Source organism: Alkaliphilus hydrothermalis, from assembly GCF_016908555.1.
In the GTDB taxonomy this organism is placed as follows: Bacteria; Bacillota; Clostridia; order Peptostreptococcales; family Natronincolaceae; genus Alkaliphilus; species Alkaliphilus hydrothermalis.
In genome coordinates this window covers 102181-125837 of sequence record NZ_JAFBEE010000003.1, presented here as the reverse complement: position 1 = coordinate 125837, position 23657 = coordinate 102181, and the positions used below count along the sequence as shown (strand labels likewise).

The window sequence follows — 23657 nt, the reverse complement described above, 5'->3', positions numbered from 1 at the left end:
ACTACAGAGTTAGAGGAAATGTAAAAGAGCAATTCTTTATTAAGAAATATCCAGAGAGAGGATGAATTTCATCTATGAAAAATGTTTTATTGTTTGGGTATTATGGATTCCAGAACACTGGAGACGAAGCATTATTACAAACAATTGTTGGTAGAATGAAGAAAGTTAGACCCAAAATTAACATAACAGTATTGACCTATAATGAGGAGGAAACCAGTAAGCAGTATGGTGTCAAAGCAGTCAATAGAAATGATATGAAGAAGGTACTAAAGGCCATTAAAGATAGTGATGTTGTCATTAGTGGCGGTGGTTCTGTCCTGCAAGACGTAACCAGTAGTCGATCCCTGCTATATTATCTAGCCATTATTTTTACTGCTAAGAGGTTGGGTAAAAAGGTTATGTTTTATGGAAATGGCTTTGGACCGATAACAAAGGGAATTAATAAGAAAATATGTAAATATATATTAGACCAAGTGGATGTGATTACAGTTCGAGACCATCCTTCAAAGGAATTGATGCAATCTATAGGGGTGAAAAAGAATATCCAAGTGACGGCAGACGTAGCCTTTGGTATGGAGCTTCCTACTGTAGAAAAAGTGGATAAACTCTTGAGACAAGAGGGGCTGGATCAGAGTAAAAAAATAGTAGGAATCTCAGTGAGAAGCTGGAAGGACCATGAGGACTATAAGAAAGTGATTGCTAAAATGGGAGACTACCTCCAAAAAGCAAATCATGAGGTGGTATTTGTCCCAATGCATTTTCCAGATGACGTAAATGTTTCCTTTCAAATCGCTGACATGATGGAAACAAAGGCAAAAGTTTTGACAAATCAATATTCCCCTGAGGAGTTATTGACTGTGATTAGCGGACTAGATTTGATGGTGGGGATGCGACTTCACTCCTTGATTTTCGCCGCTATAGCCAACGTACCAATGGTGGGGTTAGAATATGACGATAAGATCAATAGTTTCTTAAAGCTGGTGAATCAAAGAAATGCTGGTAGGGTGGAGAGTCTTGATCAGATTAGACTATTTACAGCCATTGACGAAATATTGCAAAACTGTGCTTTTGCAAAGCAGGAGCTGGATCAAGCCACTGCCATTCTAAGAAAAAAAGCAAATATGACCCAAGAAATCTTTTTGGATTTATTATAAGAGGGGGATAAAATGAGTAAGAAAGCTGAAATATTAAATGTACCAATAGACGCAATCACCATGAAGGAAGCCATTAGAAAGGTGACCTCCTTCGTGGAGGGAGACACCCTAAAGAAAGTCTATACACCCAACCCTGAAATCGTCATGTTAGCCCAAGAAAACAAAGAATTAGATCGAATCGTCAAGGAAGCAGATTTAGTTGTTCCCGATGGTATTGGCTTGATCATTGCTTCAAAACTAAAGTCAAAGGGTCTGATTGAAAGGGTAACAGGGGTAGATTTAATGCATCACCTTCTCCTGTATTGTGCCTCAAACCATAAGTCTATTTATATTATGGGAGGAAAACCAGGTGTAGCAGAAATGGCAGTAACCAATATTGCTGCAAAGTATAAAGGGATTAATATTGCAGGTTTTAGGGATGGCTATTACAAGCAAGAGGAAACCGAAAGTGTGATTAATGACATCAACCAATCGGGAGCTGATGTACTTTTTGTTTGTTTAGGAGCTCCAAGACAAGAAATATGGATTGACAAACACAAGGACCAACTGAAATGTAAGGTGGCAATGGGGGTAGGGGGAAGTGTAGATATTCATGCTGGTACTGCTAAAAGAGCCCCAGAAATTTATCAAAAAATGGGTATGGAGTGGTTTTATCGTCTTGCAAAGGAACCTTGGAGATTTAAGCGTATGTTAGTATTACCAAAGTTCTTAATTAAATTTATCCTTAAAGGCTAACTATAGAAAATAAAATACAACTAGAGGGAGGGAGAAAAAGTGAATAATGAAAAATATAAAAAAGTCCTAGATTATGTCGTTATAACCATTGGAGCAGCAATTATGGCCTTGAGTCTAAACTTTTTCTTAGAACCGAATACCATCGCCCCTGGTGGAGTTACTGGTTTAGCAATTGTAGTATATAAGCTTACAGGAATACCCATTGATGTTACCAATTTAGCGTTGAATATCCCCTTATTTATCGCAGGTATTATTGTTTTAGGTGGCGTTTTTGGACTTAAAACAGCCTATGCCACTGTGATGTTATCAGTTTTTATTCGATTATTTATAGTGATTTTTGGTCACGGTTTTATCGTTACTCAAGATATACTGCTGGCAAGTATATACGGGGGACTATTGATGGGTATAGGCCTGGGAATGATTTTTCTTGTTGGGGGGACAACAGGGGGTACTGATTTAGCAGGTGCAATATTAAACAAGTACTTTCCTTCCCTGAGTACAGCCAAACTAATGATGATTCTAGACTTAATCATTGTAGTGACTGCTGGTTTTGTGGAAAGAAATGTGGAGACTACCCTTTATTCCATCATAGCCTTGTATATATTAGTTAAAATTGCAGATTTTATAGTAGAAGGGCTCAGCTTTGGAAAGGCCTTTTATATTATTTCCAGTTCCCCATCTGAAATAGGAAAGAAGATTATGGATGAAATGGAGCGAGGGGTTACAGTGTTGGAGGGACGGGGCATGTATACAGGTAGTCAGAGGGACGTTCTGTTATGTGTTGTCAACCGTGCTCAAGTAACGAAATTGAAGAGAATTGTTTACGGTGTAGATCCTAGAGCCTTCATTATGATCACCACAGTTCATGAGGTATTGGGTGAAGGGTTTAAAGAAATAAAATAGAAAGCATTGGAGGAGAAAAATTTCATGAAGGATTACCAATTATTAGAGGAAAAAGCAACATCTATTAGAAGAAATATAATTGAAATGTTACATGAAGCAGGTTCTGGTCATCCAGGAGGATCTTTATCAGCAGCAGATATTTTAACTGTGCTTTATTTTAAGGAAATGAATATCGACCCAGCAAACCCTAAAATGGAGAACAGGGATAGATTTGTTCTTTCAAAGGGACATGCGGCACCAGTCTTATATGCAGTATTGGCAGAAAAAGGATATTTTCCAAAGGAAGAATTAATGAAGCTAAGAAAAGTTGATGCAATGCTTCAAGGTCACCCAGACATGAAGGGGACTCCGGGAGTTGAAATGTCTACAGGTTCTTTAGGTCAAGGTTTCTCTGCTTCCTGTGGTATGGCTTTAGCTGCAAAGATGGATAACAATGGAGCAAGAGTGTACTCACTACTAGGGGATGGAGAATTACAAGAAGGTATGGTCTGGGAAACTGCTATGGCGGCTGCCCACTATAAGTTAGGTAACTTAACTGCCTTCGTTGACCATAATGGTCTTCAAATTGATGGACCGAATGAAATTGTAATGGGAATCGATCCAGTGGGAGACAAGTTTAAAGCCTTTGGATGGCAAGTACTTGAAATTGATGGACATAGCTTTGAGGAAATTATCAAGGCTTTAGAAGAAGCTAAAAAGACGACAGAACAACCGACAGTGATTGTTGCTAAGACAATCAAAGGCAAGGGTGTTTCCTTCATGGAAAATCAAGCTGGATGGCATGGTAATGCACCAAAGAAAGAAGAAGCAGAAAAAGCTTTAATGGAATTGGGAGGCGAAAAATAATGAGTAAGAGTGTAGCTACTAGAGACGCATATGGAGAAGTTCTTGTTGAACTAGGAAAAGAAAATGATCAGATTGTGGTATTAGATGCCGACCTATCTAAATCAACCAAAACCTATGATTTTAGCAAGGCCTACCCTGAAAGATTCTTTAATATAGGAATTGCAGAACAAAACTTAGTGGGTATGGCGGCTGGGTTATCAACAGCTGGAAAGATTCCATTTGCCAGTACTTTTGCTATGTTTGCCACAGGTAGAGCCTTTGAAATCATTAGAAATTCAGTAGCTTATCCAAAGCTAAATGTAAAAATCTGTGCTACCCATGCAGGATTAACAGTAGGGGAAGATGGGGCATCTCATCAAGCATTAGAGGATATCGCTTGCATGAGGGCGATTCCAAATATGACAGTAATCGTGCCTGCTGATGGTGTTGAAACCAAGGCAGCTATTCGTGCTATTGCAGAGTACAACGGACCTGTTTATGTAAGAATGGGAAGATCCGCAGTACCTACTTTAAATGATGAAAGTACATATAAATTTGAGATTGGTAAAGGTGTACAATTAAAAGAAGGTAATGATGTATCCATCATTGCTACAGGAATAATGGTCAGTAAGGCGATGGAGGCGGCTGAAAAATTAGCTACTGAAGGCATCAATGCTAGGGTAATTAATATCCATACGATAAAACCTATTGATAAAGACATCATTGCAAAGGCAGCTCAAGAGACGGGAGCTATTGTTACTGTAGAAGAGCATAACATTATCGGAGGATTAGGATCTGCTGTAGCTGAAACGCTAGTAGAGACTCACCCAGTTCCAGTAAAGAGAATCGGTACTATGGATACCTTCGGTGAATCTGGTAAGCCAAATGAATTATTAGAGAAGTATGGATTAACTGTGGATGCCATTGTAGAGGCAGTTAAAGGAATTAAGAAGTAAGCCTGTTGAAAAATCATAGAAAAAGGAAGCTTTCGCTAGCTTCTTTTTTTATGGAATTTATTTGAGTTCTGAATATTTCCCATTATCCAAGAATAAACATAGAAGTGAGGACGACATAAAGAATATTGGAGGGGGGGAATATTGTGAATAAATTAAGATTACCGAAATTTCCAAAGTTAAATTGGAAATTATTAGTTACTGTTATGTTATTAATTGTTGTTGTCGTAGTTGCAATGAGATGTGTTCCTAATTTTATGGAAAATGACACAGTGAAGTACGAAGTGGTGGCTACAGAAAATATACCAGAGGAGCTTACGGATATTATAGGTAGGTATAAGATGCTAGAGAGGGCTTTGGCTACTAAAATTGATGATGAAGTTTATGTGATTGTTACTAGGGGAGAAAAATTGACCGCAGGATATGGGGTTGATATAGAGAAAATTGAGCTGGTGGAAGAAGAAAACGAATCAAAGCTGGTGGTTTATGCTGTATTTACAGATCCCAAACCAGATGAATTGGTGGCTCAGGTGATTACATATCCCTATGCAGTAGCAAAAACAGATTTGAAAGAGCTACCTCAAAAGATTGAGTTGCAGGTTAGGAATCCTGAGTAATTAATGGAAAACAATCAAACATAAGAATCCACCTAATTTGGGTGGATTCTTCATATTAAAAAGTAATACCAAAAATTCATTAAATTGTAATCTAGTTGTAATGGACATTCAATATAAAAGAGATATACTGAAAAGTAGAGTTAAATACTAGAAATATATGACACCAAAGGGGGATTGCAATGAGCTTACAAAAGAAACGTATATGGACTGGCATCTTTAGTATTATCCTGTTGTTGAGTCTAACGGTAGGAGCTAACGCTAATAGTGATTTTTACGAAAAAATCACCACAGAAAGGCTTTCCAGTGGGGTAACCCAAAAACATATCCAGCGGTTTACTAAAGACGGTTGGTTAAACGTCAATGCATTATATGTTGATTTAAATGATGAAACCATAGAACTAGACCTATTACAGAGTTCGGGTGGTGTGTCAACAAAGGAAACCCTAACATCGATGGTAAAGAGAAAAGAAAATGTTGTAGGGGCAATGAATGGAGACTTCTTTTATATGACAAACCCTGATTCACCCATGGGAATCATGTTAAAGGATGGAAAGATGATTAGTAGTCCTGTTATTGCAAATGAATTAGCTACTTTTTACATTAATAGATACAATAATGCTTTTGCAGATTACCTAGATTATTACCTGAAATTAAAGACCGATAAAGGTAAAGAATTGAAGGTGGCTGCCATCAATAAAATCACTTCAAAATATCAATACATAACAGTGATTGATAAAAATTGGGGGCCTCAGTCCCTAGGGGTAGCCGAGGACAGGCAGGATCTAGTGGAAGTCCTTGTGGTTGATAACAAAGTTGTAGAGGTTAGAAAAAGCCAACCCTCAGTGAATATACCTGCTAATGGATATATAGTCATGGCGACTGGGTTTTGGGGTGCCGAGCTAATGAGAAATATTAACGTTGGAGATGTATTGACGATAGAAACCCTGATGATTCCTGGAGTAGATAGTATGAAATTAGCTCTAGGAGGAGGAACGCTTTTGGTTAAAAATGGACAAGTCGTTCCCTTTACCCAGAGCGTTACAGGAAATCATCCTAGGTCGGCAGTGGGGATAACAAAGAATCGAAGTCAAATAATCCTAGTAACAGTGGATGGTCGCCATAGTTCATATGTAGGCGTAAATGGTGATAGTTTGGCAAAGTTGATGATTGAGTTAGGTAGCCATGAAGCTGTCATTATGGATGGGGGAGGCTCCAGTACAATGCTCACCCGTAGACCAGGGAGCTTTGTGCCTCAGTTGACGAATACGCCTTCTGATGGATCTGAAAGAAGAATTATCAATGGATTAGCCATAATATCCAATGCAATTGCTGCTCCTATACAGGGAATCAAAGCAGAAGCTTCAAATCAAAATGTGTTCAAAGATACAGCTGTTGAAGTAAGTGTTGTGGGCTTTGATACAAACTATAATCCAATAAAAGTAGATACTTCAAAGATTAAATATTCATTAAAATCTGGTGGAGGGAATTTTACAGGTAATAAGTTTATTCCCAATAAATCTGGCAAGGCAGTAATCGCGGTGGAATATCTTGGTAAAACAACAGAGGTGGAGGTTAAGGTATTAGAAGAGCCTGCCAATCTTGAAATCACACCTAATTCCTTGACATTATCCCAAGGGAAAACAGCCTCCTTTAAAGTTACAGGGGTAGATGCCTTAGGTTACAGGGCACCGATTAATCCACAGCAAATTACATGGAAGGATTTAGAGGGCTTGGGGACCATCAAGGATGGCGTATATACAGCAGGGAATTCCAATGGTGAGGGTACTTTGGTGGCTGAATTTAAGAATAGCAAGCTGAATATCCCTGTGGCTGTGGGTAATCAACAGGTAATTCTGGATAACTTTAATGAAATGAAGGTAAGGTTCAACAGTTACCCACAGGGGGTGACGGGCTCTATTTCATTAGTGGATGAGGGGAGACAAAACACTGATGCAGTGGCATTGGAGTACGACTTTACCACTACAGAAGCCACAAGGGGAGCCTATATGGATTATCCTAATGGTGGTATTACCATCAGTGGAAAGCCCCTTAAATTAGGTGTATGGGTATCAGCAGACCAACAATCAACCCAATGGATTAGAGGTAGAATTTATGATGGAAATGGAACCGTCCATACCCTTGACTTTAAGAGGGGGGTGGATTGGACAGGGTGGAAGTACTTAGAGGCAGCTTTACCTGCTAATATCGCCTATCCTGTTAAATTAGACAGAGTGTATGTTGTTGAGCCCAATCCTGAGGAAAAGGTAAAGGGGAGAATAGTCTTTGACGATCTACAGGCGGTCTACCCCATCGGTAGCACTATCCAGACTGTAAGTAAGCCAGTAATCAAAGACCCCCTATACAAAGAAGCAGCCACTAAAGGCAATATCATCACTGCCCATAGTGGAATTGCTTTAAATCAAAACACCTTAATGGAGCGATATCTAGTAAATAACATAGTGAATAAAATAAATCATGCAAGCAACACAGCCCTATTTACAGGGAACGTAGAGGAAGGCGTGAAAGCCAAGCTTAAAAAACCAATGGTGATTGCATCATCAGGACACTCCCATCAAGATAATGTAGATCATCTGATTATCAAACTAGATAATAGACAAAAGGGACTAAGACAAACCAACTTTAGTCAATGGCCCTACCTAAAGAGTCAACTGGAAAACACAAAGAAGAATAACATTTTCATTGTGTTACCAAATCCCATTTGGGGTACAAATGGCTTTTCTGATGGTCTAGAAGCCAAACTTTTTGAAGAGATGTTGACAAAGGAGGCTGAGAAGGGAAAAAATATATTTGTGCTATACGGTGGGGAAGCCCTAAAGGTGGACCTCAAAAATGGCGTAAGATATATTTCTACAGGAACCAATCCTAAAATCCCTCCCAAAAGCCCCCATGATACGTATCAATATTTGGAATTCAATGTATCGGGTAACACTTTAACCTATCAAATTAAATCTATTTTTAAGTAAAAAATAGCCCAGTTTCCAACGGTTACAAAATGATAACCATTGGAGGCTGGGTCTTCTTTTGTAGGAAACAATGCCATAATTTACATCAAGGAATCAAGGGGTTTCCCGTCGTATTATATCTAGGACACTTATATTTCGACAAAGGAGGCAACACTATGCAGAAAAATATAAAAAAGCTTTTAATAGGTACGACAATGGTGGCAACCCTATTCTCATCAACAGTTAACTATACCTTTGCAAATCAAATACATACCGTAAAGAGCGGTGATACTTTATGGAAAATCTCACAACAATACAATACAAATTTGAATGAAATCTATCGTTTAAATCCTCAATACCAAACAACCCCTGCACTAATGGTGGGCAGTATTATAACAATACCCTCCACAGGGCAAACAAATCAACCAACATATACCAACTACACAGTAACCAAAAATGATACACCATGGATCATCAGCAACCGTTTTGGAGTAAGCTTGAATGAATTGCTGAGAATAAATGGAATGACTGCTTCATCCCATATCTATCCTGGACAGGTTATCCTTATTCCCAGCAAGTCAACCATAACCCCAGAAGTAAATAAATACACAGTGGTAAAAGGTGATACCCCTTGGATTATCAGTCAGAAATTCAATGTAAATCTACAACAATTAATGCAACAAAACAACCTAAAGGAAGGGCAGTCAATTTATATAGGACAAATATTATCTATTCCAAAGGGAACCAGTATAACACCAGACAATACAGGTAGTACTGTACCACCTGCCTCTGGTGTAAACACAAAGACCACCACAACCCATATAGTAGCCAGCGGAGATGACCTGTGGAGTATATCCATCAAGTACGGTATCCCTTTTCCTGAGTTAAAGCAAGTAAATGGGCTGACGGACAGAAGTGTATTAAGAGTAGGACAAAAGCTGACAATCCCAGTATATCACATTGCAGTAAAGCCTACTCCTGGCCCACAATACGGAGAATTATTAGACTGGTGGACTGAGGCCCAATATGTAGTGCCAATCGGTAAAGTATTTACAATGTATGATGTTAAAACAGGTAAGAGATGGCAGGCAAAGCGTACCATCGGAGCCAATCACGCAGATTGTGAGCCTTTGACAGCAAAGGATGCTGCCATTATGAAGGGAGTTTGGGGAGGTAGTTATAGTTGGACTAGAAGAGTAATCATAGTAGAAGTCGATGGCAGAAGATTAGCGGCTTCCGCAACTTCAACACCCCATGATATCCAATATATCAAAGACAACAATTACAATGGACATTTTGATGTATATTTCCTAAATGGAACTAGACATAAGGATGGGCAACCAGATCCAGCTCATCAGTCTAATGTGCTAGAGGCAGGCGGAAAATAATAATCCATCAAAAACAACCCCATAAGTATTTTTGAAAATAAATTTGTTGAACTTTCTTAAAATGGGTATACATTAAAAAACATACGGAGGGGGAATGTAATATGAATAGGAAATACCGGCTAGAACCAGATGCACTTACCAGTCCATGTAAACTTGATTTTATGGATTTTCAAGCAACTGATACTTTAGAACCTTTAAATGAGATTATTGGACAAGAAAGGGCTGTAGAGGCACTAAGCTTTGGGTTACGTATGAAGAAGAAGGGTTACAACATCTTTGTAGCTGGATTAAGTGGGACAGGCCGTAGTAGTTATTCCTATTCCATTACAAAAAAATTAGCTGAAGAACAAGAAGTTCCCGATGATTGGGTCTATGTTTATAATTTTAAAAACCCAGATAAGCCAAAAGCATTATCTATGGAGGCTGGGTTAGGAGCTCAATTTAAAAAGGATATGGAGGATTTAATAAATGACCTTCAAAGGGAGATTTCAAATATTTTTGAAGGAAGCGAATATGAGGCAGAGAAAAATCAATTATATAGAAGCTTTCAACAGGAGAATGATAAGGTAGTACAGCTGATTGATAAAATTGCTTCGAAATATGGTTTCGTCGTCAAGGAATCAGAGGGAGGACTGGTGACTGTTCCCCTTAAAGGAGATCAGCCAATGACCAAAGAAGAATATGGCCAGTTATCGGCGGAAGAAGTTGAGGAATTAAGGGAAAATTCCAGCCAGCTTACGTTGGAGACACTGCAATACTTCAATCAAATGAAGACATTAGAGGCAGAGTTTAGAAATCAATTAAAAAAGCTAGAAGAATCCAAGGGTTATCGAATCATCAACTTTTATATTACTAAACTGCTTCAAAGATACGGCCATAGAAAATTAATGGTGGAATACATCAACCATCTGGAGCAGGATATCCTAGAACATCTGGATTATTTTAAGAAGCAGGATGAAGTCCCAGAGGCAAATGTAAATCGTCTCCTTATGATGCAGGGGAAGATGCAGGAGGACTTTTTAAACCGCTATGGGGTAAATCTCTTTATAGACAACAGAGAATTAACCCATGCACCGATCATTATTGAGAGTAATCCATCCCTATATAATTTACTTGGCTCGATAGAATATAAAAATGAGATGGGTGTCTTAAAAACAGATTTTATGGAGATAAAACCAGGAGCTTTGCACTTATCTAATGGAGGTTATTTGGTTTTAAATATTCATGAAGTACTACTACAACAGCATGCATGGGAAACCCTCAAAAGAGCCCTGAAAACTGGGGAAGTCAATATTGAATCCATTAATAAGCTGATGGGTTATGTGGTAACATCTACCCTCAAGCCGGAAGCAATCCCTTTAAATATTAAGATTGTTTTAATTGGAGATCATCAAACATATCATGCCCTATACAATCTAGATGAAGATTTTAGAAAACTCTTCAAAGTCATGGCAGACTTTGATGTAGAAATGAGTAAAGATAAGGAAAATGTCATGAAAATGGCTCAATTTATAGCTGCCCATTGTGAAAAAGAAAATTTGAAGCCATTTGATTTCTCAGCAGTTGCAAGGGTGATGGAGTATAGCTCTAGATTGGCAGATCATAAGGACAAACTAAGTGCTCAGTTTAATCAAATCGTAGAAATTCTCTACGAAGCCGATGCATGGAGGGACATAAATGGTGGCGAAATCGTACTAAAGAAACATGTTGAAAAAGCCATACAGCAGAAGATTTATCGAAATAGCAAATATGAAGAAAAGCTGAATGAAATGATTAAAGATGGTTCATTACTGATGGATTGTAGGGGCAAACAAATAGGACAGATTAATGGATTGGTGGTTATGGGAACAGGTGAACATAGCTTTGGAAAGCCAAGTCGTATCACAGTAAGCACCTACAGGGGCAAGGCAGGTATTATTAATATTGAAAGGGAAGTAAAGAAGAGTGGTAGTATCCATGATAAAGGAGTATTAATTCTAAGTGGTTATCTAGGCTATAAATATGCTCAACAAGAGCCTCTTTCTTTAGCTGTAAGCATTAGTTTTGAGCAAAACTATTCGATGATTGATGGAGATAGTGCCTCCAGCACTGAGCTGTATGCTATTCTATCCAGCATAGCAGAAGTACCCATTAAGCAATCCATAGCTGTTACAGGGTCCGTGAATCAAAAGGGTGAAATACAGCCTATTGGTGGTGTCAATGAAAAAATAGAGGGGTTCTTTGATGTATGTAGTCTGGAGGGATTAACTGGAAATCAAGGTGTGGTCATTCCGATACAGAATGTCAAAAATCTTATGCTAAGACAAGATGTAATCGAAGCTGTTAGAAACAATCATTTTCATATTTACGCCATCAGTCATGTGGAGGAGGGAATAGAAATCCTTACAGATGTACCTGCTGGAGAATTATTGGACACTGGAGTATATCCAGAGGGAACGATTAATTACTTGATTACAGAAAAATTAAAGGGACTATCTAAAAAGAATCAAAACAAGTAGAAAACCATCTTCTTCACTGCAAACAGCCAGCACCCTTGCGTATTTCTATATACGCTGCGGTGGCTGGCTGTTATTGTGCCTTGAATCTAATGGTTTTGAACAGGCTAGAGATTATTGACTTTGATATTAATCTTAGAACAAGTACTGGTTTGTAAGTATGTAGAAGATTTTGGTATTACTTTTTACAGCTGATGATTCTTTCCTCTGTAATAATAAAATCCACAGGAATATCAAAGGAATCATCATCTACTTGGTCTATCATTTGTAATTCAAAGGCAATGGATACTTTAGGAGTATTAGGCATGAGCTTAGGAAGGAAACGATCATAATAGCCACCACCATAGCCAATACGGTAGCCCCTTTCATCATAGGCAACTCCTGGTACGATTACTAAATCAAGCGTCTCTGGGGTAACTGGTCGAAGAGCTTCTTGTTTTGGCTCCATTACCCCAAAGTGGCCTAGTTCCAAATCTGCATCAGGGTTTATTAGTTCCGATACAACTAGTTCCTTTGTTTTTGGAACCGTTACAGGGATAAAAACCCTTTTATTTTCCTTCAGTAACTTTACAATCAGATCCTTTGTGTCTACTTCGTTGCGAAAGGAAAGGTACAGCATAATATTCACTGCATTTGTAAAATATTCCAAAGCGTCTAAATTTTTAATGATTCTGCTACTTCTTATGACAACTTCTTCTCTTTGTAAATTTTCTCTTTTATTTAGGATTTTTTGTCGAATGATTTTTTTCATTTTATGAAACGCCCCCTAAATGCTGGTATTTTAAGCTATTATCTATATTGTATCAGAATTTTGGTAATCAATTCAATTGAAATAGGGGCTACAATATTGGTATAATGGAGTAGAGTGTTGGTAGAAAAAGATTGATAAATATAAATATGACTATTATTTCCTCGAAATACAATGAAAATAGGTATAAATCACTATAATACACTGCTGTTTTTATAAAGGAAAATACAAGTTAATGTCGAAATAGGATAATGTAGATAACAGGAGTTGATAAACTTGATAGAGATGATGAATGTAAGTAAAAAGTATAAAAATGGTGTACAAGCTTTAACGAATATTAACCTTAAGATAGACAAAGGGGAATTTGCCTTTCTAGTTGGCCCCAGTGGTGCAGGTAAATCCACCTTTATTAAACTACTACTGAAGGAAGAAGAACCATCGGAGGGTAAGATTTACTTAGATAATAAAGAAATTACAAAGCTATCTAAAAGAAAAACCCCCCTACTCAGAAGAAATATAGGGGTGATTTTTCAGGATTTTAGGTTGCTACCCAACAAGACAGTCTTTGAAAATGTAGCATTTGCAATGGAAATTATTGAAGCCTCCTCAAGGGAAATTAGAAGACAGGTTCCTATGGTATTGGGGATGGTGGGCTTAAGTGATCGAGCAAACAATTATCCCCATCAGCTTTCAGGGGGAGAAAGACAAAGGGTATCTATTGCTAGAGCCATTGTTAATAACCCATCTATTTTGATTGCCGATGAGCCTACAGGAAACCTAGACCCTGAGACAGCTTGGGAGATTATGAAGGTACTTCGACAAATCAATAGAAGAGGCACCACTATATTAATGGTTACCCATGCAAAGGACATCGTTGATGTCATGCAACAAAGGGTAATTGCCCTCGAAAAAGGTAGAATTGTACGAGATCAAGAAAGGGGGGCATATGGTTATGAAGATTAGAACGATAAAATATATCTTCAAGCAAGGAACCCTAGGACTATGGCGTAACAGAGGAATGAGTGTTGCCTCCATTGGTTCCGTGGCAGCTTCCCTGATTGTATTAGGTCTGATTATTACCTTAGTATTAAATATCAATAATGCAGCCTCCATGACACAGGCTCATTTTGATACAATACAGGTCTATTTACAGGAAGAACTTAGTGAAGAAGAAATAATTGATATAGGAAAAAAGATAGAAGTCATAGACGGTACACAACAGGTAGAATATGAATCAAAGGAACAGGCCCTACAAAATATGAGGGAGCGATGGGGGGACCAAGGATATTTGTTAGAATCGCTAGAGGAAAATCCTTTACCCAACTCCTATATCATTCATTTGGAAAATATTGATCTTGCAGACCCAGTAGTACTGGCATTGCAAGAGGTTGAAGGAATAGATGAAATAAAATACTACAAAGAAATGATTCAAAACCTACTAAGAATCGCTAGTTTCATTAGGACGGTGGGATTAGCCTTGATCTTTATTCTAGTCTTAGTAGCAATGTTTATTATCTCTAATACTGTAAAATTAGCATTGAATGCCCGTAGACAAGAAATAAACATCATGAAGTATGTTGGGGCAACCAACTGGTTTATTAGATGGCCCTTTGTGGTGGAGGGGATTGTATTAGGGCTCATCGGTGCAGTATTGGCCGTAGGTATTGTACACTATGGGTATCAATACGCCTTTGTGGCCATCACTTCTAGATTTACGGTTTTATTCAGTGGATATTTAATCCCAATTGAAGAAATGATGGAAAGAACCCTTATGATGTTCCTAGTATTGGGATCTGGAGTAGGGGCGTTGGGAAGTATTATTTCATTAAGAAAACACTTAAAGGTGTAGAGATTTAAGGGGGGCGTGTATCTTGAGGTATTTAAAAGTATCCTTTGCAGTTGTTATGGGCTTGATTATCTTGATTTCATCGACTTTTGTATTTGGGAATCAAACTAATGCAATAAAACAACAGATTGCCAGTACAACAAAGAAACTTGAAAGACTAGAAAAAGATATTAGTAAAAACAAACAACTACAAAAAAGTGCATTTACACAAATTCAAAAACTTGAGCTAGAAATTGATATAATAGAGAAGGAAATTACTCTATTAGAAAAGGATATTAGCTCTACTCAAAAGAATATCGATAAGACTACTGTAGAATTGGTAAAGTCTGAGGAAATAATTGATGATAAGAATGAGCTATTAGGTTCAAGAATTAATGTAATGTATCGAAGAGGAAACATAGGCTATGCAGAGGTTATATTAAGTTCAAAGAGTCTACCAGAGCTATTATCGAATCTAGATATGGTGAAGAAAATCGTTCAGCATGATGTAGATTTACTAAAAGAGCTAAAAATACAGAGGGATGCCATCGAAGACAAGAAAGTTCAGTTGGAGACAGATAAGAAAGAATTGATCGGTCTAAAGAATAATGTTGTATCAAAGCAGAAAAATCTACAGGTTTCCAGAAGTCAGCAGGAAAGGTATAGAAAAGAATTGATGGCAGAAGGAAAGGAATTGGAAAAGTTAGAAAACCAATTTGAAAGAGAAATAGAAGAATCACAAAGTAAATTGAGAAGACTTCAATCAAATAATACCCAGTATGCTGGGGGGGTAATGGCTTGGCCAGTTCCAGGATATTCAAGAATATCATCGCCTTATGGTAATCGGATTCATCCAATACTAAAAACAAAGCGATTCCACTCAGGTATTGATATACCAGCCCCAACAGGTGTAGCCATTGTTGCAGCAAATGCAGGTAAAGTAGTTCATTCAGGAGATATGGGGGGGTACGGTAGAGTACTTATTATTGACCATGGTGGTGGAATAATGACCCTATACGCCCACAACTCTAGACTATTGGTATCGGTGGGAGATCAAGTTACTAGAGGGCAAAAGGTTGCCCTTGCAGGAAGTACGGGGATGTCAACAGGACCCCATCTTCACTTTGAAGTAAGAAAAAATGGAAGCTATGTAGACCCAACTCCATATATAAGATAATAAAGTTATAAAATAAGCGAAGGATGTTTTGAATCCTTCGCTTATTTTATGTATAAATTATCAAATGTAAATGTAGAAGACTATCTTCCTACAGAATATTGGGTGAAAATCCAAAGGAGTATTCCAACTCCGATTATTAATAGTCCAATCCTTTTAGCAGTCCTCAAAACAACTCCTCCTTTTTATTTTAATGTATTCAATAGCAGGAATTTTATGATAAATATCTAATACTTATACATGCAGAAAAGACTACTAGAGGGGGTCGATTAGTAAAAATCTGAAATCAATGAGTTTAATTGCGGTTTTTAAGTCATAATAAGAATATGGTATAATGTAGTCTAATAAGCTATAGAAAGGACGAAATAAATGTAATTGGACAAAAAAGGGGCGAAAAAAATGATCAGCAAGAAAAAAGCAATAATCGGTGCAGTTTTAATCGTAATTATAACCTCTGTATTAAATTATACGGTTGGAAATATCCTAGGGGTTAAGCTTGGTCAAAGATTCATAATCAGCAAAGATACATATGAGTATTATCAAGACATTCAGCAGACCCATAAGAAACTACTTCAATTAAGTGAGTTCCTTGAAGAAAATTATTATAAAGAAATTAATCCAGAAGTATTGGCAGAGGGAGCCGTTAAGGGAATGTTTGCAGGTGTTGGAGACCCATATACTGTATACATGAATGAAAAGGAATTTAATGATTTAATGACCAGAACATCCGGGAGCTACGGGGGAATTGGAGTTATTGTAACCCCAGGCGAAGATGGATACGTAACTGTAGTATCTCCAATAGAAGATACCCCTGGTGAAAAAGCAGGGATAACAACAGGTGATAAAATTATTGCTGTAGATGGAACAGCCATCTATGGCGAAAAGCTAGAAGAAGCAGTGGGATTAATGAAGGGTAAGCCCGGTACTGAGGTTATCTTAACCATTAGAAGAAAAGGTGTGACCAATGCTTTAGAAGTTCCGATAGAAAGAGAAGAAATTCGTCTACAGACCGTAAAATCAGAAGTACTAGAAGAAAATATTGGATACATCCGTATTTCAATGTTTGATGAACAAACAGCAGCAGATTTTAAAAATCATTTGAAAAAGCTGGAAAAGCAGAAGATTGAAGGGTTGATTCTGGATTTGCGAAACAATCCCGGTGGATTACTAAGCCAATGTATTGAAATCTCTGATATGCTATTGGGAGAGCAAACAATTGTTTATACAGAAGATCGTCAAGGCAACAAAGAGGTAGAAAAATCCGACAAGAGCAAGATTGATTATCCTCTAGCTGTTTTGGTAAATGGAGGAAGTGCCAGTGCGTCTGAAATTCTTTCAGGAGCAATAAAAGACGGAGAAGCAGGTACCATAATTGGAACCACTACCTTCGGAAAAGGCCTAGTACAGCAAGTAAAACCTCTAGCCGATGGAACGGGCTTTAAATTCACAGTAGCCCAATACTTTACGCCTAATGGAACCAATATTCATGGTACGGGAGTAGAGCCGAATATCGTTGTGGAATTACCGGAAGAGCTTAAGGACAAAACAACGATAGAGAAGGATGATGATATTCAACTACATAAGGCTATTGAAGTAGTACAGGATAAAATAAAGAAATAGAATTAGCTAGTTAGGATTGCCTGAATTAGCATAGATACATTAGCAAATTAATCGTAAGTAAAATAATCTACATTTACATCTACATCCATGGTTAACACTATGGATGTATTTTTTACGATGATTTAATGGTATAAGTTTGACATGATAAGTCTTAATAACTATAATAGAAAATAGAACAAATGTTCCTAAAGATTCGGAAAGATAAGGTGAGATAAAATGATTTAAAATAGTGGCTAGAAATAGGAGGGAAGTAAAAATAAGCTCCGTTATTATATTATGTAAACTAACTATGATATAATAGAATATAGCAAACGAAATGATGAAGGAATAGCGAGGTATATAATATGGATAAATTTGAAATTGTATCTGATTATCGACCAACTGGGGATCAACCGAAGGCAATTGAAGCATTGACCCAAAGTATAATGAAGGGCAACACCCATCAGACTTTACTGGGGGTAACGGGTTCGGGAAAGACCTTTACCATGGCAAATGTGATACAAAATGTTCAGAAGCCCACGTTGGTAATTGCCCATAATAAAACATTGGCAGCCCAATTATGTAGTGAGTTTAAAGAATTCTTTCCAAACAACGCAGTAGAATATTTTGTCAGCTACTACGACTACTATCAACCGGAGGCATACGTAGTCCATTCTGATACCTATATCGAAAAGGATGCCTCTATTAATGATGAGATAGATAAATTAAGGCACTCGGCAACCTCTGCTTTACTGGAAAGACGGGATGTAATCATTGTAGCCAGTGTATCCTGTATCTATGGCTTGGGGGACCCAGAAGAATACAAGAAATTGATGGTTTCCCTAAGGACAGGCATGGAGAAGGATCGGGATCAAGTACTACGACAGCTGGTGGATATACAATATGAAAGAAACGATATCAACTTTGTACGGGGGGCCTTTCGAGTAAGGGGAGATGTAGTGGAGATATTCCCTGCCAACTCTTCAGAAAACGCCATCCGTGTGGATTTCTTTGGTGATGAAATAGAAAGCATTACAGAAGTAAATGCATTGACAGGAGAAATTATCGGAAGAAGAAATCATGTTACCATCTTCCCAGCATCCCACTACGCCACAGGAGCCGACAAAATTGAGTTGGCGATTACGGCAATTGAAAAGGAGCTGGAGGAAAGGGTAAAGGAATTTAACGAACAGGAAAAGTTAATCGAGGCCCAGAGAATCCAGCAAAGAACCATGTATGATATAGAAATGCTCAGGGAAGTTGGTTTCTGTCAAGGAATCGAAAACTATTCAAGACATCTGACGGGAAGAGAGCCCGGCAGTAGACCCTATACGTTATTAGACTACTTCCCAGATGATTATTTGATTATTATAGACGAGTCCCACGTATCAGTTCCTCAGGTCAGGGGGATGTACAATGGTGACAGAGCAAGGAAGGAAACCTTGGTGGATCATGGGTTTAGACTGCCCTCTGCCTTTGATAATAGACCTTTACGCTTTAATGAATTTGAAGAATTAGTGAATCAAGTGGTTTATGTCAGTGCAACACCAGGTCCCTATGAGCTAGAGAAGGATGGACCAGTGGTGGAGCAAATTATTCGACCTACTGGACTACTGGACCCAATTGTGGAGGTACGACCTGTCCAAGGTCAGATTGATGATTTAGTATCGGAGATTTACAAACGAATAGCCAAAAATCAGAGGGTATTGGTCACCACCCTTACCAAGAAGATGTCGGAGGATTTAACCAACTATTTAAAGGAACTGGATATTGCTGTTCGATATCTTCATTCGGATATCAAGACCATAGAAAGAATGGAAATCATTCGAGATTTAAGATTAGGTGAGTTTGATGTATTAGTGGGTATCAACCTATTGAGGGAGGGGCTAGACCTACCAGAGGTTACTTTAGTCGCCATACTTGATGCTGACAAGGAAGGATTCCTAAGATCAGAAACCTCCATGATCCAGACCATTGGGAGGGCCGCTAGAAATGCCGAGGGTAAAGTAATCATGTATGCCGATAAGATTACCAAGTCAATGGATCGAGCCATCAGCGAGACAGAAAGACGTAGAAGCCTACAGCATGATTATAATGTGGAGCATAATATTGTTCCTACCACAGTTAATAAGAAGGTAAGTGAAGTCATCCAAGCGACTAAGGTGGCAGAGGATGAAACACCATATCGTGCTAAAAAGCGTAAAGAAGATATGACGACGAAGGAACTGGAGAAATATATTAAGAAATTAGAAACTGAAATGAGGGCAGCTGCTGAAAATTTACAGTTTGAACGGGCAGCCCAATTACGGGATGAGTTAAAGGAACTACAGAAGAAGAAGTAGAAAAAGGGGTGTAGAAATGGCACGGGATAAAATTATTATTAGGGGAGCTAAGGAGCATAACCTAAAAAATATTGACGTAGAAATTCCAAGGGAAAAGCTAGTGGTGCTAACAGGGTTATCGGGGTCAGGGAAGTCCTCCTTGGCCTTCGATACCATCTATGCAGAGGGTCAAAGAAGATATATTGAAAGTTTATCTGCCTACGCTAGACAATTCCTTGGACAAATGGAAAAACCAGATGTGGAATATATTGAAGGGCTATCCCCTGCAATCTCCATAGATCAGAAGACGACAAGTAAGAACCCTCGTTCTACAGTGGGTACAGTTACAGAGATCTATGACTATCTAAGGCTTTTATTCGCAAGAGTTGGTACTCCCCACTGCCCTGTGTGTAGTATGGAAATCAGCCAGATGACAGTTGAGGAAATTGTGGACAAGATTATGGAATTTGATGAAGGGACTAAGTTACAAATATTAGCCCCTATTGTAAGAGGTAAAAAAGGAGAGCATCAAAAGTTATTAGAGGATATTAAAAAAGAAGGTTTTGTAAGGGTAAGGGTGGATGGGGAAGTGATGGACCTCCACGAAGACATTAAACTTGCCAAGACGAAGAAGCATAATATAGAGGTAGTGGTGGATCGGATTGTTCTCAAGGAGGGCTCACAACAGCGTTTAGCCGACTCCGTGGAGACGGTACTAAAGCTTACCGATGGACTCATTATCGTTGACGTAATCGGAAAGGAAGAACTGCAATTCTCCACAAAGTTTGCTTGTCCAGAGCATGGAATTGGAATTGAAGAATTAGCCCCAAGAATGTTCTCCTTTAATAGCCCCTTTGGAGCATGTCCAGAATGTAATGGTATTGGACACATGAAGATAGTCGACCCAGATTTAGTGCTACCAAACAAGAACCTATCCATCCGTAATGGAGGGATTGCCCCTTGGACAAGTGCCAGTGGGACAAATGAGGACACCTACTATTTTAAAATGGTGGAGAGTATTGCCGATCAATTTGATGTAGACTTAGATACGGCTATTAAAGACCTACCAAAGGACTTTATCGATGTTTTACTATATGGTTCCAGTAAACACAAGGTATCCTTTGAATATGAGTCAAAGTATGGTGGAATTAGAACCTATGAGTCAATCTTTGAAGGAGTAATTCCAAATCTTGAAAGAAGATATAAAGAAACTTCCTCTGACTATATGAGGGAAAAAATCGAAGAATATATGAGTGAAAACCCTTGTCCTGAATGTAAGGGAGCTAGACTAAAGGATGTTGTCTTAGCAGTTAAGGTGGGGGGATTAAATATCCATCAGATTACAGAAATGTCCGTAGGAGAAGCAAAGCTATTCTTTGATGAACTAAAGTTAAATGAAAGAAAAGCCTTTATTGCGAATCAGATCCTAAAGGAGATCAGGGGAAGACTAACCTTCCTGTTGGATGTTGGTCTGGACTATCTGACCTTATCTAGAAATGCAGGGACATTATCGGGGGGAGAATCCCAACGGATTCGTCTAGCAACCCAAATCGGTGCTAGTCTTGTGGGGGTACTCTATATCCTAGACGAACCAAGTATTGGTCTACACCAAAGGGATAACGATCGATTAATTAAAACCCTGAGAAACCTCGCCGATATCGGGAACACAGTAATTGTGGTGGAGCACGACGAGGATACCATGTGCTGTGCTGACCATGTAATCGATATAGGCCCTGGGGCAGGGATTCACGGTGGTGAGGTTGTTGCCCAGGGAACCTTGGAGGACATTAAAAACTGTAAGGAATCCATCACTGGACAGTATCTAAGTGGTACAAAGAAAATAGAAGTTCCAGCTGAAAGAAGACAGCCTAATGGTAAATGGCTAAAAATAAAGGGTGCCAACGAGAATAACCTAAAGAAATTAAATGCTGAAATCCCATTGGGGGTACTGACCTGTGTTACAGGGGTATCGGGTTCTGGAAAGAGTACTTTAATCAATGAAATCCTTTATAAGAAGATTGCCCAAGAACTCCACGGAGCAAAGCGTAAGCCTGGTAATCATAAGGCCATTGAAGGAATAGAGCATATTGATAAGGTGATTGATATTGACCAATCCCCAATAGGTAGAACCCCTAGATCGAATCCTGCCACCTACACAGGCGTATTTGATGATATAAGGGACGTATTTGCCCAAACCCAAACCGCTAAAATGAGGGGATATCTAAAGGGTAGATTCAGCTTTAACGTTAAAGGTGGAAGATGTGAGGCCTGTAGCGGAGATGGTATCATTAAAATTGAAATGCACTTCCTACCAGATGTGTACGTCCCCTGTGAAGTATGTAAAGGGAAACGGTACAACAGGGAGACACTAGAGGTTAAATACAAAGGAAAGACGATTTCCGATGTATTGGGTATGAACGTAGAGGAAGCCGTATCCTTCTTTGAAAATATTCCTAAAATCAAGAGGAAGCTACAGACTTTAAACGATGTAGGTCTTGGCTATATCAAACTAGGGCAGCCATCTACCCAGTTATCTGGGGGAGAGGCCCAAAGAATCAAGCTGGCTACAGAGCTCAGCAAGAGAAGTACAGGTAAGACCCTATATATACTAGACGAACCAACAACAGGATTACACTTCGCCGACATCCATCGTCTCATTGAGGTGCTACAGCAGTTGGTGGATACAGGCAACTCTGTCTTAGTTATTGAACATAATCTGGATGTCATCAAAACAGCCGATTATATCCTTGACTTAGGACCAGAGGGAGGTACAAATGGTGGTATGATTATTGCAAAAGGTACGCCAGAGGATGTGGTGAAGGTGAAGGAATCGTATACTGGGATGTTTTTAAAGAAACTACTCTAGCCTGTTGAAAAACCTTCATCTTCTGCGTCACTGCGACAGACCAGCACTCTCGCGTATTACATATACGCGACGACCGCTGGTCTGTCTTGTTCCTTGAATCTAAAGGCTTTTGAACAGGCTACCTGTTGAAAAGCCCTCATCTTCTGCGTCACTGCGAGAACTTAGCACCCTCACGTATTGTCTATACGCTACGTTCGCTCTGTTCTCTTGTTTCTTGAATCTAAAGGTTTTTGAACAAGCTCTAGCCTGTTGAAAAGTACAATAAAAAATAGTAGCTAAGTTAATTCTTAGCTACTATTTTTTTCAATTAAAAAGGATTTTTTGACAAATAAGCTAATATTACTATAGGAAAAATTGTATCCTCAAGATATTATAGATATAATGAATAACGTACTAAGTTGCGTCGTAGGAGGTTACCACCATGAAGGGTTATTTGGAGCAAGGTATGCCCATTAAACTTGAAATAGATGTATCGCCCCCTCATTTCTACCTTTGGGGAGAAATTGGTGAGTTCCAAGGGGATGAAATGATCGTCAAAATTGAAGGTCAGTATGCCCAAAGGGAAGTCCGTAGGGTCAAGTGTACAATTCCAAGAGATACTAAGGCCTGTACCTTCGAAACCTTCATAATGAAGGGGAAAGAGCAGGCGGTAGTACTAAAGATGCCACCTTTAAATGGTTTTCAACTAATTCAAAGGCGGAAATACCTGAGGGTGGATGTGGATATACCGGTTAATTGTTATCTAGTTGGGATTGAAGATGAAGAGGGCAAAAGTGAAAAATTTTTCCCAGCAAGTCTAAAGGATTTAAGTGGGGGAGGGGCATTGATTAACAGTAACATATCGCTACCATTAGGAACTGTAATTCTATTTGAAATACCAATAAATGATCAAATGATGGTGCTTACAGCTCAAGTAGTACGGAATAAAGAAAGTGATGAAGATTACTCAAGAAACCTTGGCTGTGAATTTTTAGGGATTGATGAAGCAGATCAGAAGAAAATTATTGCCTACTGTACTGGGGTTCAGTTAAAGAGTAAGAGAAGAGTGAAGAATATTGTATAGAATATATAAAACAAAAAGCCGTCACTTG

18 protein-coding genes are annotated in these 23657 nt (G+C 38.6%); 17 read left to right on the top strand and 1 reads right to left on the bottom strand.

Annotated features, from left to right (window positions below):
• Positions 1 to 74 precede the first annotated feature (74 nt).
• From csaB to JOC73_RS03765, 9 genes are all read left to right on the top strand, one after another.
• The gene (gene csaB, locus JOC73_RS03805) at positions 75 to 1154 is read left to right on the top strand and encodes a polysaccharide pyruvyl transferase CsaB (RefSeq protein WP_204400535.1); all 1080 of its coding nucleotides are present in this window, start codon (positions 75 to 77) and stop codon (positions 1152 to 1154) included.
• 12 nt (positions 1155 to 1166) lie between these two features.
• On the top strand, positions 1167 to 1889 hold the full coding sequence (locus tag JOC73_RS03800; protein WP_204400534.1) for a WecB/TagA/CpsF family glycosyltransferase: 723 nt from the start codon (positions 1167 to 1169) through the stop codon (positions 1887 to 1889).
• 39 nt (positions 1890 to 1928) lie between these two features.
• A complete protein-coding gene (locus tag JOC73_RS03795; RefSeq protein WP_204400533.1) occupies positions 1929 to 2792 on the top strand; it encodes a YitT family protein in 864 nt (287 codons plus the stop codon).
• Between the two features lie 24 nt (positions 2793 to 2816).
• Positions 2817 to 3638 (top strand): transketolase, encoded by an 822-nt coding sequence (locus JOC73_RS03790; protein ID WP_204400532.1) that lies wholly within the window; start codon positions 2817 to 2819, stop codon positions 3636 to 3638.
• The gene (locus JOC73_RS03785; protein ID WP_204400531.1) at positions 3638 to 4573 is read left to right on the top strand and encodes a transketolase family protein; all 936 of its coding nucleotides are present in this window, start codon (positions 3638 to 3640) and stop codon (positions 4571 to 4573) included. Before JOC73_RS03790 ends, JOC73_RS03785 begins: the two co-directional genes overlap by 1 nt.
• A gap of 143 nt (positions 4574 to 4716) precedes the next feature.
• Positions 4717 to 5187 carry a protease complex subunit PrcB family protein gene (locus JOC73_RS03780; RefSeq protein WP_330613091.1) on the top strand — a complete coding sequence of 157 codons (471 nt, stop codon included), beginning with the start codon at positions 4717 to 4719 and terminating at the stop codon, positions 5185 to 5187.
• A 179-nt stretch (positions 5188 to 5366) separates the two neighbouring features.
• Positions 5367 to 8171 (top strand): phosphodiester glycosidase family protein, encoded by a 2805-nt coding sequence (locus JOC73_RS03775; RefSeq protein ID WP_204400530.1) that lies wholly within the window; start codon positions 5367 to 5369, stop codon positions 8169 to 8171.
• Between the two features lie 155 nt (positions 8172 to 8326).
• Positions 8327 to 9538 carry a LysM peptidoglycan-binding domain-containing protein gene (locus tag JOC73_RS03770; protein ID WP_204400529.1) on the top strand — a complete coding sequence of 404 codons (1212 nt, stop codon included), beginning with the start codon at positions 8327 to 8329 and terminating at the stop codon, positions 9536 to 9538.
• 101 nt (positions 9539 to 9639) lie between these two features.
• Positions 9640 to 12036 carry a Lon protease family protein gene (locus JOC73_RS03765; RefSeq protein ID WP_204400528.1) on the top strand — a complete coding sequence of 799 codons (2397 nt, stop codon included), beginning with the start codon at positions 9640 to 9642 and terminating at the stop codon, positions 12034 to 12036.
• 175 nt (positions 12037 to 12211) lie between these two features.
• Here the strand turns inward: JOC73_RS03765 and JOC73_RS03760 are convergent, their stop codons facing one another.
• Positions 12212 to 12784: a 5-formyltetrahydrofolate cyclo-ligase gene (locus JOC73_RS03760; RefSeq protein WP_204400527.1), complete on the bottom strand. Its 573-nt coding sequence runs from the start codon at positions 12782 to 12784 to the stop codon at positions 12212 to 12214.
• 282 nt (positions 12785 to 13066) lie between these two features.
• On the opposite strand from JOC73_RS03760, the gene ftsE reads away from it, so the two are divergent.
• The 8 genes from ftsE to JOC73_RS03720 all read left to right on the top strand — a co-directional run bounded on the left by ftsE (position 13067) and on the right by JOC73_RS03720 (position 23629).
• Positions 13067 to 13744 (top strand): cell division ATP-binding protein FtsE, encoded by a 678-nt coding sequence (gene ftsE / locus JOC73_RS03755; RefSeq protein ID WP_330613102.1) that lies wholly within the window; start codon positions 13067 to 13069, stop codon positions 13742 to 13744.
• Entirely contained in the window at positions 13734 to 14630 is an 897-nt protein-coding gene (gene ftsX / locus JOC73_RS03750; RefSeq protein ID WP_204400525.1) for a permease-like cell division protein FtsX, read from the top strand. The genes ftsE and ftsX overlap by 11 nt, the downstream gene beginning before the upstream one ends.
• Before the next feature lie 22 nt (positions 14631 to 14652).
• Positions 14653 to 15783, top strand: coding sequence for a murein hydrolase activator EnvC family protein (locus JOC73_RS03745; protein ID WP_204400524.1), 1131 nt, complete (start codon positions 14653 to 14655; stop codon positions 15781 to 15783).
• A gap of 48 nt (positions 15784 to 15831) precedes the next feature.
• Entirely contained in the window at positions 15832 to 16011 is a 180-nt protein-coding gene (locus JOC73_RS03740) for a hypothetical protein (RefSeq protein ID WP_204400523.1), read from the top strand.
• Between the two features lie 168 nt (positions 16012 to 16179).
• A complete protein-coding gene (locus JOC73_RS03735; RefSeq protein ID WP_204400522.1) occupies positions 16180 to 17400 on the top strand; it encodes a S41 family peptidase in 1221 nt (406 codons plus the stop codon).
• Positions 17401 to 17744: 344 nt separating this feature from the next.
• Positions 17745 to 19721, top strand: coding sequence for an excinuclease ABC subunit UvrB (uvrB, locus tag JOC73_RS03730; protein WP_204400521.1), 1977 nt, complete (start codon positions 17745 to 17747; stop codon positions 19719 to 19721).
• Positions 19722 to 19737: 16 nt separating this feature from the next.
• Complete coding sequence (uvrA, locus tag JOC73_RS03725; protein WP_204400520.1) at positions 19738 to 22566, top strand: excinuclease ABC subunit UvrA; 2829 nt, start codon at positions 19738 to 19740, stop codon at positions 22564 to 22566.
• A gap of 421 nt (positions 22567 to 22987) precedes the next feature.
• Positions 22988 to 23629, top strand: a complete 642-nt coding sequence (locus JOC73_RS03720) for a flagellar brake protein (RefSeq protein WP_204400518.1) — start codon at positions 22988 to 22990, stop codon at positions 23627 to 23629.
• Positions 23630 to 23657 lie beyond the last annotated feature (28 nt).

Excerpts from the sequence above, each read along its gene's own strand:
- JOC73_RS03735 (WP_204400522.1), top strand. The coding sequence starts at position 16,180 with ATGATCAGCAAGAAAAAAGCAATAATCGGTGCAGTTTTAATCGTAATT.
- JOC73_RS03770 (WP_204400529.1), top strand. The coding sequence starts at position 8,327 with ATGCAGAAAAATATAAAAAAGCTTTTAATAGGTACGACAATGGTGGCA.
- csaB (WP_204400535.1), top strand. The coding sequence starts at position 75 with ATGAAAAATGTTTTATTGTTTGGGTATTATGGATTCCAGAACACTGGA.
- JOC73_RS03760 (WP_204400527.1), bottom strand. The coding sequence starts at position 12,784 with ATGAAAAAAATCATTCGACAAAAAATCCTAAATAAAAGAGAAAATTTA.
- uvrB (WP_204400521.1), top strand. The coding sequence starts at position 17,745 with ATGGATAAATTTGAAATTGTATCTGATTATCGACCAACTGGGGATCAA.
- ftsE (WP_330613102.1), top strand. The coding sequence starts at position 13,067 with ATGATGAATGTAAGTAAAAAGTATAAAAATGGTGTACAAGCTTTAACG.
- uvrA (WP_204400520.1), top strand. The coding sequence starts at position 19,738 with ATGGCACGGGATAAAATTATTATTAGGGGAGCTAAGGAGCATAACCTA.
- ftsX (WP_204400525.1), top strand. The coding sequence starts at position 13,734 with ATGAAGATTAGAACGATAAAATATATCTTCAAGCAAGGAACCCTAGGA.
- JOC73_RS03765 (WP_204400528.1), top strand. The coding sequence starts at position 9,640 with ATGAATAGGAAATACCGGCTAGAACCAGATGCACTTACCAGTCCATGT.
- JOC73_RS03740 (WP_204400523.1), top strand. The coding sequence starts at position 15,832 with ATGTATAAATTATCAAATGTAAATGTAGAAGACTATCTTCCTACAGAA.
- JOC73_RS03790 (WP_204400532.1), top strand. The coding sequence starts at position 2,817 with ATGAAGGATTACCAATTATTAGAGGAAAAAGCAACATCTATTAGAAGA.
- JOC73_RS03800 (WP_204400534.1), top strand. The coding sequence starts at position 1,167 with ATGAGTAAGAAAGCTGAAATATTAAATGTACCAATAGACGCAATCACC.
- JOC73_RS03785 (WP_204400531.1), top strand. The coding sequence starts at position 3,638 with ATGAGTAAGAGTGTAGCTACTAGAGACGCATATGGAGAAGTTCTTGTT.
- JOC73_RS03720 (WP_204400518.1), top strand. The coding sequence starts at position 22,988 with ATGAAGGGTTATTTGGAGCAAGGTATGCCCATTAAACTTGAAATAGAT.
- JOC73_RS03775 (WP_204400530.1), top strand. The coding sequence starts at position 5,367 with ATGAGCTTACAAAAGAAACGTATATGGACTGGCATCTTTAGTATTATC.